Here is a 16,064-nt window from a genome sequence, read left to right on the forward strand (position 1 = left end):
CCACGTGCGATACGCTTATGGTGTGACTTCGGCGCTGCTGCTCGCAGGCAGCGCACTGACCCTGGTGACAGGCTTCCCCGCAGGCGCGCAAGTCGCGCAGAACGACCAGTCGGAAATGCGCAGCGTCGTTCCCCGCGCTGGCGCGCCGTCGAGCTTTGCCGACCTCACGCAGCAACTCCAGCCGGCGGTGGTGAACATCTCCACTCGCCAGCGCGTGAAGGTGCAGAACAACAACCCGTTTGCCGGAACGCCCTTTGGCGACCTGTTCGGTGGCGGTCAGGGTGGCCCGCAGACGCGAGAAGCCCAGTCGCTGGGCTCGGGCTTCATCATCTCCGCCGATGGCTACGTGGTGACCAACAACCACGTCATCACCGCAGATGGGCAGGGCGAGGTCGAATCGATCACCGTGACCACGCCCGACGGTACTGAATACCCCGCCAAGCTGATCGGCAAGGATGCCGCATCGGACCTCGCCGTGCTCAAGATCAGCCGGCCGACGCCCTTTCCCTTCGTCAAGTTCGGCGATTCGCGAAAGGCGCGCGTGGGTGACTGGGTGATCGCCATCGGCAACCCCTTCGGCCTCGGCGGCACTGTCACGCAGGGCATTATCTCGGCGGTCTATCGCAACACCGGTTCGGGCTCGGCCTATGACCGCTATCTGCAGACCGATGCCTCGATCAACCGGGGCAACTCGGGTGGCCCGATGTTCGACATGGCCGGCAACGTCATCGGCATCAACAACGCCATCTTCTCGCCCACCGGCGGATCGGTCGGCATCGGCTTTGCCATTCCGGCAGAGATCGCCGCGCCCATCGTCGACAAGCTGCGCGCAGGCCAGGCAATCGATCGAGGCTATCTCGGCGTGCGTATCCAGCCACTGTCGGAAGACCTTGCCGCCTCGCTCGGTCTGCCGAAGAACCGTGGCGAGTTCATTCAGGCGGTAGAGCCAGGCCAAGCTGCTGCCAAGGCTGGCATGCAGGCCGGTGACGTGGTGGTGAAGGTCGATGGGAAGGACGTTACGCCTGACCAGACCCTGTCGTTCATTGTCGCCAACACTACCCCCGGCAAGCGTATCCCGATCGAACTGCTCCGCAATGGGCAGCGCCTGACCATCCAGACCGTGGTCGGCAAGCGCCCGACCGAGGAAGAACTCGCCCAGCAGAGCTTCGACCCCGACGCGCAGGAAGATGGCGGCTTCGGCGGCAAGCAGCAGCAGAGCGGAAGCGTCCTGCAGTCCTCGCTTGGCGTAGCGGCAATTCCGCTCACGCCGCAGATCGCCCGCCAGTTGGGCGCGGGAGAGGACGCAAAGGGCGTGGTCATCACAGCCGTCGATGCGTCATCCGATGCCGGAGCCAAGGGCCTGCAGCGCGGCGACATCGTGCTTTCGGCAAACTACGTCAACGTCGCCTCGATTGCGGATCTCGAACGTATCGTCCGCCAGGCCAAGACCGAAGGCCGCGAAGCCGTGCTCCTTCGCATCCAGCGCCGTGGCGCGCCGGCGCAATACGTGCCCGTGCGCGTGCGCTGATCGCAGTCAGAGGCAAGAATCGGAAGAGCCGCTCCAGCGATGGGGCGGCTCTTTTGTTAGGCCGGAGTTCAGGCGCTGCCGGTCTGCGCCACGAGGTGCGAAGGATCGATGCCCTCGCGCTTCCACGCCTGCTGCCAGCGCCGCCCGGTTGGCGTCTCGAACAGGATCTCCGGGCGCCCTTGCGCCGCGTACCAGCCATGGCGCCGCATCTCGCCTTCCAGCTGCCCTGCACCCCATCCGGCGTAGCCCAAGGCCACAAGATAGCGGCTCGGCCCGCGCCCTTCGGCAATCGCACGCAGCACATCCATCGAAGCCGACAGGTCGCACAGCGAATTGACCGTGACGCTGCCCTCGCCGCCCCAGTCGTTCGAATGCAGCACGAAGCCGCGCGCCGTCTCTACCGGGCCGCCGTTGAGAATGGGCACATCGGGCGCAACGCCGGGATCGATGCCAACGTCTTCCAGCAGCCCGTGCAAGGTGATCCCATCGCGCACGTGGCCGATGCCGATCCCCAGCGCCCCGTGCTCGTCATGCACGCACATCGCCACCACGGCATGATCGAATCGCGCATCGCCCATGCCCGGCATGGCCAGCAGCAGACGTCCGGAAAGATATTCGGCTTCACTCATCCCTGATGACATAGGAACGCGGCTTGGCGATTGCGAGTGCGGTCATCGCCTCAGGCAATCACGCCGCCGCCTTGACCTTGCGATCCTCGGCCGCTTCGAGCAGTCGCTTCTCGACGGTCTTCATCCGGCTCTCGCTGTCGATCTTCTCGCCCAGCACGTCGGTAACGTAGAACGTGTCGACCGCGCGTTCGCCATAGGTGGCGATGTGTGCCGAATGGACCACCAGCCGCGCCTCGAAAAGCGCGCGGGCAAGCTGGTTGAGCAGCGCCGGGCGATCCCGCGCGCCCACCTCGATCACGGTGAAGCGGTTCGAGGCCTTGTTATCGAAGATCACGATCGGGCGCACGTCAAACGCATCCGCACGTGGCCGCGCCAGCGGACGTGCGGCCAGTTGTGGCACCAGCTTCACCCGGTTGGCCAGAGCATCGGCAATCGCATTCTTCAGCCGCGCGATCTGGCTGGCTTCGTTGAGCGGGCGGCCCAAGGGGTCCTGCACGAGGAAATTGTCGACCGCAGTGCCGTTCCGGGCGGTGTGGATGCGCGCATCGATGATGTTGCCACCGGCAAGGTGGATGCCCCCGGCGATGCGGTAGAACAGGCCGGGGTGGTCCGCCGCCAGCACCGTGACGAGCGTCGCCCCGCGTGCCGGATACCAGTGCGCCTCCACCGAAAGCGGCTCACCCAGCGCGGTGTCCATCTGCTGGAGGTTGAGCGCGATGATGTCTTCCGGCTCGGCAATCCAGTATGCATCGCCAAGCTGCTTGCCGACCGTCCCGATCAGCGCATCGCGCTCGCGCAGGATCGTGGCGACGGCCTTCTTCTTGGCGGCGATGCGTTCGGCACGGCCATGGGTCTTGTGGCCCAGCCGCAGCATTTCCTCTGCCGATACGAACAGGTCGCCCAGCAGCTGCCGCTTCCACGAATTCCACACGCCCGGCCCCACTGCGCGAATGTCGACTACGGTCAGGATCAGCAGCAGGCGCAGGCGCTCCTGGCTCTGCACCGTGTTCACGAAATCGGCGATGGTCTTGTAATCGGCCAGATCGCGCTTGAACGCCGTTGCGCTCATCAAGAGGTGCCAGCGCACCAGCCAGGCCACCGCTTCGGTCTCGGCAGCTGACAGGCCGAGGCGTGGGCACAGCTTCATCGCCACTTCCGCGCCAAGCACCGAATGGTCACCCTGACGGCCCTTGGCGATGTCGTGCAGCAGCGTTGCGACGTAGAGCACGCGGCGCGAGGCGACCTTGCTGACCACTTCGCTGGCCAGCGGGTGGTCGTCCTTGACCTCACCCTTCTCGATGCGCGCCAGCAGGCCGATCGCGCGGATGGTATGCTCGTCGACCGTGTAGTGATGATACATGTCGAACTGCATCTGCGCGACGACCCGGCCGAAGTCGGGCACGAAACGGCCGAACACGCCCGCCTCGTTCATCCAGCGCAGCACCGTCTCGGGATCGTTGCGGCTGGTCAGCGTCTCCATGAACAGCGCATTGGCGCGCGGATCCTTGCGCAGCGCGGCGTCGATCAGGCCGGAATCCCGCCGGGCGATGCGCATGGTTTCCGGATGGATCTCGACCTGTTCCGATGCGGCACAGGAAAACAGCTCCAGCAGCCTGACCGGATCTTCCTGGAAGGTCGTGTCGGATGGCGCGGCCAGCTTGCCCGCCTCGATCACGAACGGCCCCACCTTCTTGCGACGGCGGCTGCGCAAGGCGGCGAGGAAGCCGCGCTTTTCCTTGGCGAACTGCCCGTCAAGCTGTGCCAGGAACACCCCGGTCAACGAGCCGACCTGTTTCGCCTGCAGGAAGAAGTACTGCATGAACCGCTCGACCGCGCTCTTGCCGGGGCGATCGGCGAAATTCATGCGGGTGGCGACTTCGCGCTGCAGGTCGAAGGTCAGCCGGTCTTCCGCGCGCCTGGTGATGGTGTGCAGATGGCAGCGCACCGCCCAGAAGAAGTTCTCGGCACGGCGGAAGGCGCGATATTCCTCTGCCGTGAGCAGGCCGACGTCGACCAGCTCCGAGGCGTCGCGCACCTTGTGGATGTACTTGCCGATCCAGTAGAGCGTGTGCAGGTCGCGCAGGCCGCCCTTGCCCTCCTTCACGTTGGGTTCGACGACATAGCGGCTGTCGCCCAGCCGCTTGTGCCGGTCGTTCCGCTCCTGCAGTTTCTCGGCGACGAACTGCTTTTCGGTGCCATTGACGACTTCCGCCCAGAAACGGGCCGACGCGCTGTCGAAAAGGTCACGATCGCCCCAGACATAGCGCCCTTCGAGCAGCGCGGTGCGGATGGTCAGGTCGCTCTTGGCCATGCGCACGACCTCGTCGAGCGAGCGGCTGGAATGGCCAACCTTGAGGCCAAGGTCCCACAGGAAATAGAGCAGCGCCTCTATCACCTGCTCGCACCACGATGTCGGCTTGATCGGCGTGACGAACGCGATGTCGACGTCCGAATGCGGCGCCATTTCTCCGCGCCCGTAGCCGCCAACCGCGATCACCGCGATACGCTCGCCCATCGAGCGATTGCTCGCGCGATAGATGCACCCGACGACATGGTCGTAGATGATGCGGACCAGCTGATCGACAAGGAAGGCCTGCGCCTGCGCGCTTTCCGTGCCCGAGGAAGGCTTGGCTTCCAGCCTGCGGGCGATCTCGGCGCGGCCGTCTTCCAGCGCGGTACGAAGCAACTCCACCACGGCCTGCCGCGATTTCTCGCCCTTCTCGGCGAACGCCGCCGCGATGGCATCGGCAAGCTGCCGACGGTCAATGATGGCGCGCTGGTTGGCAATCCGGGGAAGCATCATAAGCAAAGCTCTATCGCGCAATTCCCCGATGCGTAAGCCGATAAACGGGGCATTCCCGGCTCAAGCTATCAAAGAAGTATGGCCAACTGGCCCAGCCAGCGTGCTGAAGGTCGGGCGTATTGTTCCAAGGCAGGGATTGTCCACTTCGGAAAAAGGTCCACACTTCCGGCCAAGGCAAGAGGGGATTGGAGCAATGGGCGAGACCAAGCGATCACTTCTGGCGAGAAGCGCAACCTTTCTCGCCTTCTTGAGGCAGCAGCGCCGCAATTCCGCCGCCCGCAGATCGACCCTGGGCGGTCCCGACCCTTCGGCCACCATCCTGCTCGATGGCTCTGAACAACGATGGACGCCAAGTGGCTACAGCTTTGTCATGGGCGAACATTTCCAGGTGATCGCCACCGGCCATCAATGGCTCTCCAAGCCGCTGGGGCTTGTGGTCGAACCGCGCTCGACGGTTTACATGCGCATCGGCGACGGCCCCGTGCGCAAGCTGATATCCCACGACGCGGTCTACGTCGCATGGAGCACCGGCGAACTGTCGTTCCTGACAAAGGGACTGTCCGAGTTCGCTGACACGAGTGGCGGGCTTTTGCCCGGGAAGCGGCGGCGCCAGGCCCCCGGCGTCGGACTGCGGGTCATCCCATCGAACGAGAAGGCGACGGCTACGGGCCAGCCCGAAGGGTGGGAGTACCTATGGCGCATCGGCGATGGGCGCATCTACATGGGCGATCCGGGTGACATCACGGTCTCGACCGAGGGTGACGTGGGTATTCTTCAGAGAGAAGTCGGCATCGCCCTGACGGACCAAACGGAACTGAGCTGGGAATGGCTTGTGGAGCAACTTCCTTCGTCCCTGCCGGAAGACCTCGCATTCACCCACGATTACCTGAGCATAGCCGTGGAGTTCGATAATGGGCGGGATCTCACGTATATGTGGAGCGCGGGCCTGCCTGAAGGGCACGTCTTCCGATGCCCGCTCGGCTGGTGGTGTGAACGAGAAACGCACTGGACCTTGCGCAGCGGGTCGCAAGGCTTGGGTCATTGGCATGGGGAACGACGGCGCGTCGCTGAAGACTATGCGGCGGCGTTGGGCGGGGCAATGCCGAAGCGGATCGTGCGTGTCTGGCTGATAGCCAACAGTGTGTTCCAGCGGAGCGCAGGGAGGGCGCGCTTCCGGCAGATAAGGCTCCGCTAGATGCGCCTGCCGATAACTACGACGTCCTGCAGCTCGTAACCCAAGGTGTCATAGAAGCCGCGCGCGGCGCTGTTATCGCCGCGCACCATGAGTTGGATCTTCGGGCTATCAAGCGCCTTTAGCCAGTCCTCTGCGGCGCCTATCAGCGCGCGGCCGATGCCTTGCCCGCGGCGGTCTGGCGCGGTGGCGAGGTAATAGACCCAGCCGCGATGACCGTCGAAGCCGACCATCACGCTGCCGCCTAATTCTGCCCCGGTTTCGGCCAGCAGTATCGTCGATGTCGGCGTCGCCATGGCAAGGTCAAAGTCGGCGCCGGGGTCGTTCCACGGCCGTGTAAGCCCCGCAACCTCCCACAGCGCGACCGTGGCTTCACGGTCCGCCGCAGTGGCTGCGCGGACGCTCACTCCCACTCGATCGTGCCCGGCGGCTTGCTGGTGTAGTCATAGACGACGCGGTTGATGCCCTTGACCTCGTTGACGATGCGGGTCGCCACGCGCGACAGGAAGCCGGCGTCGAACGGGTAAATGTCGGCGGTCATGCCATCGGTGCTGGTCACGGCGCGCAGGGCGCAGACGCTGTCGTAGGTGCGGAAATCGCCCATGACACCCACGGTCTTGACCGGGAGCAGCACGGCGAAGGCCTGCCAGATCGCATCGTAGAGCCCGGCGTTGCGGATTTCCTCGAGATAGATCGCGTCGGCCTTGCGCAGGATGTCGCAGCGTTCGCGCGTGACCTCGCCGGGAATGCGGATGGCGAGGCCCGGGCCCGGGAAGGGGTGCCGGCCGACGAAGATCTCGGGCAGGCCCAGTTCGCGTCCCAGCGCGCGCACTTCGTCCTTGAACAGTTCGCGAAGCGGCTCGACCAGCTTCATGTTCATGCGTTCTGGCAGGCCGCCGACATTGTGGTGGCTCTTGATCGTCACCGAAGGGCCGCCGGTGAAAGAGACCGATTCGATCACGTCGGGGTAAAGCGTGCCTTGCGCCAGGAAGTCGGCGCCGCCGACCTGCTTGGCCTCGGCCTCGAACACGTCGATGAAGGTCTTGCCGATGAACTTGCGCTTGGCTTCCGGATCGGTCACGCCGGCAAGGCCGCCAAGGAACAGCGCCGATACGTCCTTGTGGACCAGCGGGATGTTGTAGTGGTTGCGGAAGAGCGACACGACCTGCTCGGCCTCGCCCATGCGCATCAGGCCATGGTCAACAAAGACGCAGGTCAGCTGGTCGCCGATGGCTTCGTGGATCAGGACTGCGGCTACCGCCGAATCGACACCGCCGGAAAGGCCGCAGATCACGCGGCTGCTTCCCACCTGCTCGCGGATTTCGGCGATCTTGGTCTTGCGGAACTCCGCCATGGTCCAATCGCCGGTGCAGCCGCAGACGTGGCGCACGAAGTTGGCGATCAGCTTGCCCCCGTCGGGCGTGTGGACCACTTCGGGGTGGAACTGGGTACCGTAGTACTTCTTCTCGTCGTTGGCGATGACCGCGAAGGGCGCGCCATCGGATACCGCGACGATGCGGAAGCCCGGAGCGAACTGGGTCACCTTGTCGCCGTGGCTCATCCACACCTGGTGACGTTCGCCTTCCTTCCACAGCCCGTCGAACAGGACGCAGGGTTCGGTCACCGTCAGGAACGCACGGCCGAACTCCCCCGAATCGCCCGGCTCGACCTTGCCGCCAAGCTGATGGCTCATCACCTGCTGGCCGTAGCAGATGCCGAGGATCGGCAGGCCGCTGTCGAACAGCACTTGCGGAGCGCGAGGGGATCCATCGGCGGGCACGCTGGCCGGCGATCCCGAGAGGATGATGCCCTTGGGCTTCATCCGGTGGAACGCGGCCTCGGCCTGCGTGAACGGTGCGATTTCGGAATAGACCCCCGCTTCGCGCACGCGGCGGGCGATAAGCTGCGTTACCTGGCTGCCGAAGTCGACGATCAGGACGGACTCTGGCAGGCTCGATTCTGAAGGCTGGATGCTCATGGCTGGCCGATAGTGGCAGCGGGCTTTTCTGTCCAGATGGCGGGCGAAATGTGGCAGTTGCGTTACATGCAACTGCAAGTGCCCTGTTCGCACTTGCAGCATAGGTCATTCGGCGTATTTGGGCCGCAGTTCCGATGCTTCCAGCCCACCCTGCCGGATGAACACGAACTGGGAGGATGTCCTGCAAGGTGATCTCAACAGGAGGAACACCATGCGCGCCATCACGGCTTTTGCATTCCCGATCATCCTCGCTGCTGGCCTCAGCAGCCTGATGTGGACTGCCACGCTCGCCTGAGCAGGCAGGGAAATGCGATAAACGACAAAAGCGGCTGCCCCGGCGGGGCAGCCGTTTTGTTTATCCAGCGCACCTTCTGCCAGCGCCCTTTCTGACAGACTTCCGGCCTCCGTCGCACCGCGCTAGGCTCGCGCCATGACAGTCACCCGCTTTGCCCCCAGTCCCAACGGACCGCTCCATCTCGGGCATGCGTTTTCCGCAATCGTCGCTCATGACCGAGCCATTCGCGATCAAGGCGAGTTCCTTTTGCGCATCGAGGACATCGACGGCGCCCGCTCGCGCCCCGAACTTGCCGCAGAGTTCCGCGAAGACCTCGACTGGTTGCGGCTGAGTTACCGGGAAGTTGCCCCCCAGTCCTCGAGAGTTGGAGATTATCGCACCGCCGCCAACGAGCTGCGCGCGATGGGCATTCTGTACCCGTGCACCTGCACTCGCGCCGAGGTTGCCGCCGCCGCCGTGGCGCATGGGCCTGACGGTCCGCTCTACCCCGGCACCTGCCTGCGCCGCGGGCCTACGCCCGGCCCGCAAGTCGCATGGCGGCTGGACATGGAGCAGGCGACGCTGCTCGCGGGCGAACTCGAGTGGACTGACGAGCGCCACGGCGTTCAGATCGCCACGCCTGAAATCTTCGGCGATGTGATCCTGTGGCGCAAGGATGCGCCGGCCAGCTACCACCTTGCCGCAACGCTTGACGATGCAACCGACGGCGTGACGCACGTGACGCGAGGCATGGACCTTTTCCGTGCGACCCACATCCACCGCCTGCTCCAGCATCTGCTCGGCCTGCCGGTGCCGGTGTGGCATCATCATCCCTTGCTGGTGGAGGCCGATGGGCGCAAGCTGGCGAAGCGCCGCGACGCCCCGGCCCTGGCGGACCGGCGGCGGGCGGGCGAGGACGGGCGCGCCGTCGCAGCCGAGGTCCGCGCTACCCTATTTGACACTGGTATTTCGCTGTCCGACGCCATAGATCAGTGTCCATGAACTACGTCCTGATCCCGCTGATCATCATCTTCGTCGCGCTGACGGTCGTCTCGCTCGTGCGCGGGATCATCGCCTTCCTGAACAGCACCAAGGAAGATCTCAACCGCGATCCCGCCTCGGGCGCGACGGCAAACCAGTTGCTGCAGAACAAGATGATGTTCAATCGCATCAAGTTTCAGGGACTCGCCGTGGTTACGGTCGCCATCCTGCTCGCCTTCTCGCGCTGAGGCGCGCACACCACAGCAATGGTCAAGCTCAACAAGATCTACACGCGCACCGGTGATGACGGCACCACCGGCCTTGTCGACGGTTCCCGCCGCGCCAAGCACGATGTCCGCATGCAGGCCATCGGCGAGGTGGACGAGGCCAACAGCCTGATCGGCCTTGCCGCAGTCGTCGCGTCGGAAACCACGGCGCGGAACCTGCAGCGCATCCAGAACGACCTGTTCGATCTGGGCGCGGATCTTGCCACGCCCGGCGATGACTTCACCCCTTCCGAGATGGTCCTGCGCGTGGTCGAGAGCCAGGTCGCGTGGCTGGAGACGGCGATCGATACGCTGAACGAAGGCTTGCCGCCGCTGACCAGCTTCATCCTGCCAGGCGGAGCGGAGGCCGCGGCGCGGATTCACGTCGCCCGCGCTACCGTGCGCCGGGCAGAGCGTAGCGCGGTCGCACTGGCCGATGCAGAGCCGGTGAACCCGCAGGCGCTCGCCTATCTCAACCGGCTTTCGGACTATCTGTTCGTGCTGGCCCGGGCGACGAATGCGGGCAGCGACCCGCTGTGGGTTCCTGGCGCCTCGCGCCAACCCTGAACGCGCCTCGCGCTAGCATCAGGTGGACTAACGTCCCGCCGCTCGCTAACCGCCATTCCCGCATTTCATTCAGAGCGGGACATCCTCATGATCAAGACGGTTGCAGTGATCGGTGCGGGCCAGATGGGTTCGGGCATCGCCCAGGTATCGGCGCAGGCGGGGCTCAAGGTCCTGCTCGGCGACGTGTCGATCGAACTGGCTGACAAGGCCAGGGACAAGATCGCCAAGGGCCTCTCCAAGCTGGTCGAGAAGGGCAAGGTCGATGCCGCCCTCGCTGCAACGACCGTCGCCAACCTGCACACCTTCTCTGATCACGCCGCCCTCGCTGAAGCCGACCTGGTGATCGAAGCGGCGACCGAGCGCGAGGACATCAAGCACAAGATCTTCGAATCCGCCGGAAAGCACCTTGCTGCCCATGCAATCATGGCGTCGAACACCTCGTCGATCCCGATCACGCGCATGGCAGTATCCTCGCCGGATCCGGAGCGCTTCATCGGCATCCACTTCTTCAATCCCGTACCGCTGATGAAGCTGGTGGAGGTCATCCCTGGCCTTGCCACTTCGGTTTCCACAATCGAGGCGGTGCGTGATTACGTGGCGAACATCGGCAAGGAAATCGTGCTCTCGCAGGACGAGCCGGGCTTCATCGTCAACCGCATATTCGTGCCGTTCATCAACGAGGCGGCCTTCGTGCTGGGCAGCGGCACGGGTTCGATCGTCGACATCGACAAGGGCGTCAAGCTTGGCCTCAACCATCCGATGGGCCCGCTGGAGCTGGCGGACTTCATTGGCCTCGACACGCTGCTCGAGATCATGAAGATCTACCTCGCCTCGACCGGCGACCCGAAGTACCGCCCGGCGCCATTGCTGCAGAAGTACGTCGAGGCAGGCTGGCTCGGCCGCAAAAGCGGGCGCGGCTTCTACGACTATTCCGGCGAAGTGCCGGTCCCCACGCGCTAGAGCGTTTTCGAACCAGATGGAATCATCTGGTGACTCGGAAAACGCGGCAAAACAAGAATCCAGAGCGATCCGTACGATGCAATCGGAACGGATCGCTCTGAGGAACAGGCAGGCGATCAGGGCGTAGTCTTCGGCAAAGGAGATACGCCCATGATCGACGACAAGACGCCAGCGCCCGAAGCGGTGAATACCGAGCAGGAAGACGGCGATGCCCAGGCGCAGACCGTTGCCGACGAGGCTCTTTCCCGGGCGACCAGCGTGCTGGGCGAGCAGGATCTGGGCGAGAAGGTAACCGGCCAGGGGCTTGGTGGTGACGACGCCGACGTACCCGACCTCGTTGACCACATGAAGCAGATGGTCAGCTCCGGCCGGATCGACATGAGCGCCTATCGCGGCGAGCGCAACGACGACGATGAGGCAGGGATCTACGGCGAGGGCGTGCCCGAAGACGATGAGACTCCGCGCGGAGCCTGAAGCCGAAATCAGGGCGCGGGTTCACCCCGCCCTGCCGCGACCTCGTCGGCGGGCAAGTCGTGATCTGGATCTCCAGGCTCGACACCGTCAGGAAGCTGGCGAAGTTCGACCATCTTTCCGTCCAGTTCGACCTCGCCGATCAGTCGCCCTTTCCCCTCTGCCATCTCGCCTTCATCAGCCCACTTTTCAAAAGCGGACTGTCTTTGAAGCGCTGCGGCATTCTCGGCAGTGGCGATGTCTGCCTGTGCGGGAGCGCTTGCCTTGCTGCTGAGACCGCTGGCGATCAGCTCACCCACGACCAGCACGCTTCCGCCCAGCAGAAGTACGGCATAGCGATAAGTCGATCTGGCATCGGACATCGGCTACCTCTGGCATGTGGCTACGCATTATTGCGGGCTCAACCGTTAAGATTCGCACAACTTTCGCATTCCCTTCCCATCGGCCCCCTGCCCATCGGAATTTGCCGACCAATGACCACGATCGTCCTGCTTGTCCTGTCCAACCTGTTCATGACGATTGCCTGGTACTGGCACATCCAGGGCGGCCCCGCAGCTGTCGCCCAGCGACCGGTGCTTCTGGTCATCCTGATCAGCTGGGGCATTGCCTTGCTGGAATATTGCCTGGCCGTGCCGGCCAATCGCATCGGCGCATTGAGCGGATGGAGCGCCGGTCAGCTCAAGATCACGCAGGAGGCGATCGCGCTGATCGTGTTCGGGGTGTTCATGGTCGTGTTTCTGAAGGAGCCGCTGCACTGGCGGCACTTCGCCGCGTTCGCCTGCATCATGGCCGCCGTGGCGTTCCTGTTTGGCGGCAAATAGCGGGCGCTATTTCGCGTCCTTCGCCCAGGGATCGACGTGTGCGGGCCTTGCGCTCCCGGAAGAGTCGCGGTCCTCGGCAGCAGGCACCAGCGACCAGGTGAGAAGCAGGATCGAGCCTGCCCACCACAGCGCTTTCCAGCGGCTTGCAAATATCGTGGTGAGCCGTGGTCCGAACATGGAACGACTATGGCACGAGCCGGTTATCCAGTGGTTACCACTGAGAGAAATACCTGAGCTGGAAGCCCTGAGTCCCTCCCCTTAGCCTCATCACTGAGCGAAGGCATACGGAGGCGCGGGACGGAGCCGGACCTTCCAGAACCCGTCCATGCACAAGATCACAGTCCTCCTCGCCACGGCTCTCGGCCTCACGTCGCTTGCCGCATTGTCGCTCGCCGATAACGCCCTTGCCAGCGCGGCCCCGCCGGACACGGCGCAAGCCCGGTTCGAATTGTGCGCCCCGGGCCCGCGCGTGACCTGCGTCGTGGATGGCGACACCTTCTGGCTCAACGGCCTCAAGATCCGCATCGCGGACATCAACACGCCCGAAACTTCCCAGCCTGCATGCGTGGCGGAAGCCAGGCTCGGCATGCGGGCGACACACCGGCTGGTCGAATTACTCAATGCCGGACCGTTCGAACTGGAAGTGCAGGGGCGCGGCACTGACCGCTATGGCCGCGCGCTGCGGGTCGTCACGCGAAACGGGCGCAGCCTCGGCGCAATTCTCGAGGCCGAAGGCCTCGCCGAACTTTGGAAGGGCCGGCGCAGCAGTTGGTGCGAGGCCTGATCCAAGCTACGGCTCCGGCAAACGGCCCGATAATCGGTCACGCCTGACCCGGAGTTTCAGGCCGCACGCAGGCCTGTGAGCGCCTTTGCACCGCGATCCTGGGCGGAAAGTCCGTCGAACACCGCGTCGACGATGCGCGCCAGCTTGTCCTCATTCAGGCGTTCCATGAACGTGGTCATGGTATTCAGCGCGCAGTAGGGGGCACACATCTGGTTGACGAGGCTGATCGTCTCATCGACTTCGAGCCCGGCAAAATGCCCGTCGCTCATCCCCTCGCCGATGATTTCGCCGAGGTAGTGATCGGCAAGGTCGATGTAGCTGCGGATCTGTTCGAAGTTCTCGTTCCCGACCTCGATGTAGGTCTGGAGCTTTGCCGGGTCGGCTTCCCACTTCTTCTTCATCACCAGAAAGCGCCGGGCGAAGAATTCGTACATCTTGCGGCGCGGCGGCAGGTCGCTCGCCAGAACGTCTTCCATGATGTCGACCATCGGCTTGAACCAGTGATCGGCAATCGCCTCCATCAGCTCTTCACGGCTTTCGAAATAGCGCGAGAGGTTGGCCTGGCTGATCCCGGCGCGTGCGGCAAGTTCCGAGAGGTTGAGCCCGGCCCCGCCACGTTCCTCGACCATGGATTGCGCCAGTTCGACAAGCCGGGCGCGCATGGCGTCTTGCTCTGCTGCGGATGGAGCCATGGTTCCCTGTGCGTCCTCAGTCTTGGGCCTCTTGCGCATTGTAGGGAGGCATGGCGCCCGAGACAATGGTTGCGCATACGAAGGCTGATCGGCCTGCCCCACATAAACGGCCTTCAAAGCGCAACACCAATGGGCTAGGTCGCCCTCAACCGGTTGCACCCGTTACGATAAGGTCGCTTTCCCGATGCATCAGCGCGTTCGTCTTGTCCTGCCCTTTGCCCTGTCCGGACTTCTCGGCGCCTGTGTCGCGCCGATGGCGGGCGGCGGAGCCTCGGGGCCGGTCGAGGTCGGCATCGTCGGGATCAACGACTTTCACGGCAGCCTCGAACCACCGCGCCAGGCGGTGAATGTCGGCGATGGGAAGGGTGGCATCACGCCAGTCCCCGCAGGCGGCGCGGCGAGGCTGGCATCGGCAATCGATTCGATCCGGGCGAAGCATCCGCAGTCAATGACGGTTTCGGCCGGAGACATGATCTCGGCTTCGCAGCTCGCCTCCTCGCTCTATCTGGACGAGCCCACGATCGGCGTGATGAACCGCATCGGCGTGGACTTCAACGCGGTTGGCAATCACGAATTCGACCGCGGCCAGCAGGAACTGCAGCGCATGCAGAATGGAGGTTGCGAGAAGTTCACCGACAAGGAACCTTGCGCACTCGAGAAATTCACCGGCGCAACCTTCAAGTACCTCGCCGCCAGCACGAAGCGCGCCGATGGCTCGACGCTGTTTCCGGCAACCGGGCTCAAGACCTTCGGTTCGGGCAACCAGGCGGTGACCGTGGGCGTGATCGGGCTGACGCTGAAGGGCACGCCCAATCTGGTGAACCCGACCGGCATCCAGGGCCTGACCTTCGAGGATGAGGCTGACACGATCAACGCCGCCGTGCCGCAACTGAAGGCGCAAGGGGCGGACGCCATCGTCGTGCTGATCCACGAAGGCGGGCGGACCAAGGGCGATCCGAACCCGCAAGGCTGCAATGATTTCGCCGGAGACATCCGCCCGATCCTCGACCGGCTGGATAGCCGCGTGGACGTGGTCGTCTCGGGCCATACGCACTGGGCCTATGTCTGCGATTACGCGCAGCTCAACCCGGCCAAGCCGTTCCTGCTGACCAGCGCGGGCGTCTATGGCGAGCTGGTTACCGACATCACGCTGAGCATCGATCCGGTGGCAGGGCGCGTGGTTTCGAAGCGGGCCGAAAACGTGATCGTGCAATCGGTGCCCTACACCTCCACGCGCGGGCCGCTCGGCAACACGCCGCTGTTCCCGCAGTTTCAGCCTCGGGCCGACATCGCGCAATACGTGGCGAAATACGTCGAGGCCTCGAAGGAATACACCCAGCGCCCGATCGGCAAGATTGATCGCGCAGCGCCCAAGAACGAGGGCGCAGAAGGCGGCGCGGGCGGTCCACTGGGCAATCTCATCGCCGATGCGCAACTCGGTGCGACGCGGGACAAGGGCGCTGAGATCGCCTTCATGAACCCCTTCGGCATCCGCGCCCCGCTGGTCCCTGCGGCGGACGGCACGCTGACCTTCGGCGACATCTACCTGTGCCAGCCCTTCGGCAACAACGTGGTGACCGAGAGCATGACCGGCGCGCAGATCAAGGCCGTGCTGGAAGAGGGGCTGGACGATACCGGGCCGAAACAAGCGCTGGCGCCGTCCGTGGGTTTCGAGTTCCGCTATGACCCGGCGCGGCCTTCAGGGAACCGCATCGTGACGATCACGCTCGACGGCAAGCCGCTGGACATGGCGAAGACCTACCGCGTGACGGTGAATGGCTTCCTCGGGCTGGGCGGCGATGGCTTTTCGGGCTTCGTCGGTAAGCCCGATACGGTCACCGGCCCGACCGACATCGATGCGCTGGAAAGCTGGATCAAGGCCGTGCCCGTGCGCACGGTGCCGCAGGAGGTGCGGGCTGGGGTGGTGAGGTAACCGCCGTACCCGCTCCAACCTCCGTCACCCCGGCGCAGGCCGGGGCCCATGACCTGTCAACGTTGCGAAACCTCGCTGTCAGCAACGCCGGACCTAACCGGAATGGACCCCGGCCTGCGCCGGGGCGACGGTTGGGGAGTGGCGAAAGAGCGAGGCAGTCGAATAGCCTGTTCCTCATTGATGCC

17 protein-coding genes are annotated in these 16,064 nt (G+C 64.4%); 11 read left to right on the forward strand and 6 right to left on the reverse strand.

The genetic code is table 11. The features are described 5' to 3' along the window. Window positions 1–4 precede the first annotated feature (4 nt). Window positions 5–1,528 carry a Do family serine endopeptidase gene (locus IM701_RS14245; protein WP_174544599.1) on the forward strand — a complete coding sequence of 508 codons (1,524 nt, stop codon included), beginning with the start codon at window positions 5–7 and terminating at the stop codon, window positions 1,526–1,528. Between the two features lie 68 nt (window positions 1,529–1,596). Here the strand turns inward: IM701_RS14245 and IM701_RS14250 are convergent, their stop codons facing one another. After that, a complete protein-coding gene (locus IM701_RS14250) occupies window positions 1,597–2,157 on the reverse strand; it encodes a YqgE/AlgH family protein (protein ID WP_039333498.1) in 561 nt (186 codons plus the stop codon). 58 nt (window positions 2,158–2,215) lie between these two features. Continuing rightward, the gene (locus IM701_RS14255) at window positions 2,216–4,960 is read right to left on the reverse strand and encodes a [protein-PII] uridylyltransferase (RefSeq protein WP_193827296.1); all 2,745 of its coding nucleotides are present in this window, start codon (window positions 4,958–4,960) and stop codon (window positions 2,216–2,218) included. 193 nt (window positions 4,961–5,153) lie between these two features. On the opposite strand from IM701_RS14255, the gene IM701_RS14260 reads away from it, so the two are divergent. Further along, window positions 5,154–6,155: a DUF3047 domain-containing protein gene (locus tag IM701_RS14260; RefSeq protein ID WP_193827297.1), complete on the forward strand. Its 1,002-nt coding sequence runs from the start codon at window positions 5,154–5,156 to the stop codon at window positions 6,153–6,155. Here the strand turns inward: IM701_RS14260 and IM701_RS14265 are convergent. Both IM701_RS14265 and guaA read right to left on the reverse strand, forming a co-directional pair. Continuing rightward, the gene (locus tag IM701_RS14265) at window positions 6,152–6,565 is read right to left on the reverse strand and encodes a GNAT family acetyltransferase (RefSeq protein WP_039333494.1); all 414 of its coding nucleotides are present in this window, start codon (window positions 6,563–6,565) and stop codon (window positions 6,152–6,154) included. The two genes, IM701_RS14260 and IM701_RS14265, sit on opposite strands and share 4 nt — an antisense overlap. Then, window positions 6,556–8,130 carry a glutamine-hydrolyzing GMP synthase gene (gene guaA, locus IM701_RS14270; protein ID WP_193827298.1) on the reverse strand — a complete coding sequence of 525 codons (1,575 nt, stop codon included), beginning with the start codon at window positions 8,128–8,130 and terminating at the stop codon, window positions 6,556–6,558. The genes IM701_RS14265 and guaA overlap by 10 nt, the downstream gene beginning before the upstream one ends. 157 nt (window positions 8,131–8,287) lie before the next feature. On the opposite strand from guaA, the gene IM701_RS14275 reads away from it, so the two are divergent. The 6 genes from IM701_RS14275 (at window position 8,288) to IM701_RS14300 (ending at window position 11,652) form a co-directional block, all read left to right on the forward strand. Continuing rightward, the gene (locus IM701_RS14275) at window positions 8,288–8,425 is read left to right on the forward strand and encodes a hypothetical protein (protein ID WP_156135743.1); all 138 of its coding nucleotides are present in this window, start codon (window positions 8,288–8,290) and stop codon (window positions 8,423–8,425) included. Window positions 8,426–8,560: 135 nt separating this feature from the next. Continuing rightward, window positions 8,561–9,406, forward strand: coding sequence for a tRNA glutamyl-Q(34) synthetase GluQRS (gene gluQRS, locus IM701_RS14280; protein WP_193827299.1), 846 nt, complete (start codon window positions 8,561–8,563; stop codon window positions 9,404–9,406). Next, the gene (locus IM701_RS14285) at window positions 9,403–9,633 is read left to right on the forward strand and encodes an HIG1 domain-containing protein (protein ID WP_039333487.1); all 231 of its coding nucleotides are present in this window, start codon (window positions 9,403–9,405) and stop codon (window positions 9,631–9,633) included. Before gluQRS ends, IM701_RS14285 begins: the two co-directional genes overlap by 4 nt. Before the next feature lie 18 nt (window positions 9,634–9,651). Then, window positions 9,652–10,218, forward strand: coding sequence for a cob(I)yrinic acid a,c-diamide adenosyltransferase (locus IM701_RS14290; protein WP_062345380.1), 567 nt, complete (start codon window positions 9,652–9,654; stop codon window positions 10,216–10,218). Window positions 10,219–10,305: 87 nt separating this feature from the next. Continuing rightward, the gene (locus IM701_RS14295; RefSeq protein ID WP_193827300.1) at window positions 10,306–11,178 is read left to right on the forward strand and encodes a 3-hydroxyacyl-CoA dehydrogenase NAD-binding domain-containing protein; all 873 of its coding nucleotides are present in this window, start codon (window positions 10,306–10,308) and stop codon (window positions 11,176–11,178) included. A 150-nt stretch (window positions 11,179–11,328) separates the two neighbouring features. After that, entirely contained in the window at window positions 11,329–11,652 is a 324-nt protein-coding gene (locus IM701_RS14300; protein ID WP_062345379.1) for a hypothetical protein, read from the forward strand. An 8-nt stretch (window positions 11,653–11,660) separates the two neighbouring features. Here the strand turns inward: IM701_RS14300 and IM701_RS14305 are convergent, their stop codons facing one another. Beyond that, on the reverse strand, window positions 11,661–12,011 hold the full coding sequence (locus IM701_RS14305) for a hypothetical protein (RefSeq protein WP_193827301.1): 351 nt from the start codon (window positions 12,009–12,011) through the stop codon (window positions 11,661–11,663). Between the two features lie 111 nt (window positions 12,012–12,122). Here IM701_RS14305 and IM701_RS14310 point away from each other — a divergent pair, with 111 nt between their 5' ends. After that, on the forward strand, window positions 12,123–12,470 hold the full coding sequence (locus tag IM701_RS14310) for a DMT family protein (protein WP_039333480.1): 348 nt from the start codon (window positions 12,123–12,125) through the stop codon (window positions 12,468–12,470). Window positions 12,471–12,795: 325 nt separating this feature from the next. After that, the gene (locus IM701_RS14315; RefSeq protein ID WP_062780469.1) at window positions 12,796–13,254 is read left to right on the forward strand and encodes a thermonuclease family protein; all 459 of its coding nucleotides are present in this window, start codon (window positions 12,796–12,798) and stop codon (window positions 13,252–13,254) included. A 56-nt stretch (window positions 13,255–13,310) separates the two neighbouring features. Here the strand turns inward: IM701_RS14315 and IM701_RS14320 are convergent, their stop codons facing one another. Beyond that, the gene (locus tag IM701_RS14320; protein WP_062345449.1) at window positions 13,311–13,946 is read right to left on the reverse strand and encodes a TetR/AcrR family transcriptional regulator; all 636 of its coding nucleotides are present in this window, start codon (window positions 13,944–13,946) and stop codon (window positions 13,311–13,313) included. A gap of 184 nt (window positions 13,947–14,130) precedes the next feature. Here IM701_RS14320 and IM701_RS14325 point away from each other — a divergent pair, with 184 nt between their 5' ends. Beyond that, entirely contained in the window at window positions 14,131–15,879 is a 1,749-nt protein-coding gene (locus tag IM701_RS14325; protein ID WP_193827302.1) for a bifunctional UDP-sugar hydrolase/5'-nucleotidase, read from the forward strand. Window positions 15,880–16,064 lie beyond the last annotated feature (185 nt).

The organism is Novosphingobium sp. ES2-1, from assembly GCF_015169775.1.
Classification (GTDB): Bacteria; Pseudomonadota; Alphaproteobacteria; order Sphingomonadales; family Sphingomonadaceae; genus Novosphingobium; species Novosphingobium subterraneum.

Excerpts from the sequence above, each read along its gene's own strand:
- IM701_RS14320 (WP_062345449.1), bottom strand. The coding sequence starts at position 13,946 with ATGGCTCCATCCGCAGCAGAGCAAGACGCCATGCGCGCCCGGCTTGTC.
- IM701_RS14290 (WP_062345380.1), top strand. The coding sequence starts at position 9,652 with ATGGTCAAGCTCAACAAGATCTACACGCGCACCGGTGATGACGGCACC.
- IM701_RS14285 (WP_039333487.1), top strand. The coding sequence starts at position 9,403 with ATGAACTACGTCCTGATCCCGCTGATCATCATCTTCGTCGCGCTGACG.
- IM701_RS14275 (WP_156135743.1), top strand. The coding sequence starts at position 8,288 with ATGAACACGAACTGGGAGGATGTCCTGCAAGGTGATCTCAACAGGAGG.
- IM701_RS14315 (WP_062780469.1), top strand. The coding sequence starts at position 12,796 with ATGCACAAGATCACAGTCCTCCTCGCCACGGCTCTCGGCCTCACGTCG.
- IM701_RS14310 (WP_039333480.1), top strand. The coding sequence starts at position 12,123 with ATGACCACGATCGTCCTGCTTGTCCTGTCCAACCTGTTCATGACGATT.
- IM701_RS14255 (WP_193827296.1), bottom strand. The coding sequence starts at position 4,960 with ATGATGCTTCCCCGGATTGCCAACCAGCGCGCCATCATTGACCGTCGG.
- gluQRS (WP_193827299.1), top strand. The coding sequence starts at position 8,561 with ATGACAGTCACCCGCTTTGCCCCCAGTCCCAACGGACCGCTCCATCTC.
- IM701_RS14300 (WP_062345379.1), top strand. The coding sequence starts at position 11,329 with ATGATCGACGACAAGACGCCAGCGCCCGAAGCGGTGAATACCGAGCAG.
- IM701_RS14305 (WP_193827301.1), bottom strand. The coding sequence starts at position 12,011 with ATGTCCGATGCCAGATCGACTTATCGCTATGCCGTACTTCTGCTGGGC.
- IM701_RS14250 (WP_039333498.1), bottom strand. The coding sequence starts at position 2,157 with ATGAGTGAAGCCGAATATCTTTCCGGACGTCTGCTGCTGGCCATGCCG.
- IM701_RS14325 (WP_193827302.1), top strand. The coding sequence starts at position 14,131 with ATGCATCAGCGCGTTCGTCTTGTCCTGCCCTTTGCCCTGTCCGGACTT.
- guaA (WP_193827298.1), bottom strand. The coding sequence starts at position 8,130 with ATGAGCATCCAGCCTTCAGAATCGAGCCTGCCAGAGTCCGTCCTGATC.
- IM701_RS14295 (WP_193827300.1), top strand. The coding sequence starts at position 10,306 with ATGATCAAGACGGTTGCAGTGATCGGTGCGGGCCAGATGGGTTCGGGC.
- IM701_RS14260 (WP_193827297.1), top strand. The coding sequence starts at position 5,154 with ATGGGCGAGACCAAGCGATCACTTCTGGCGAGAAGCGCAACCTTTCTC.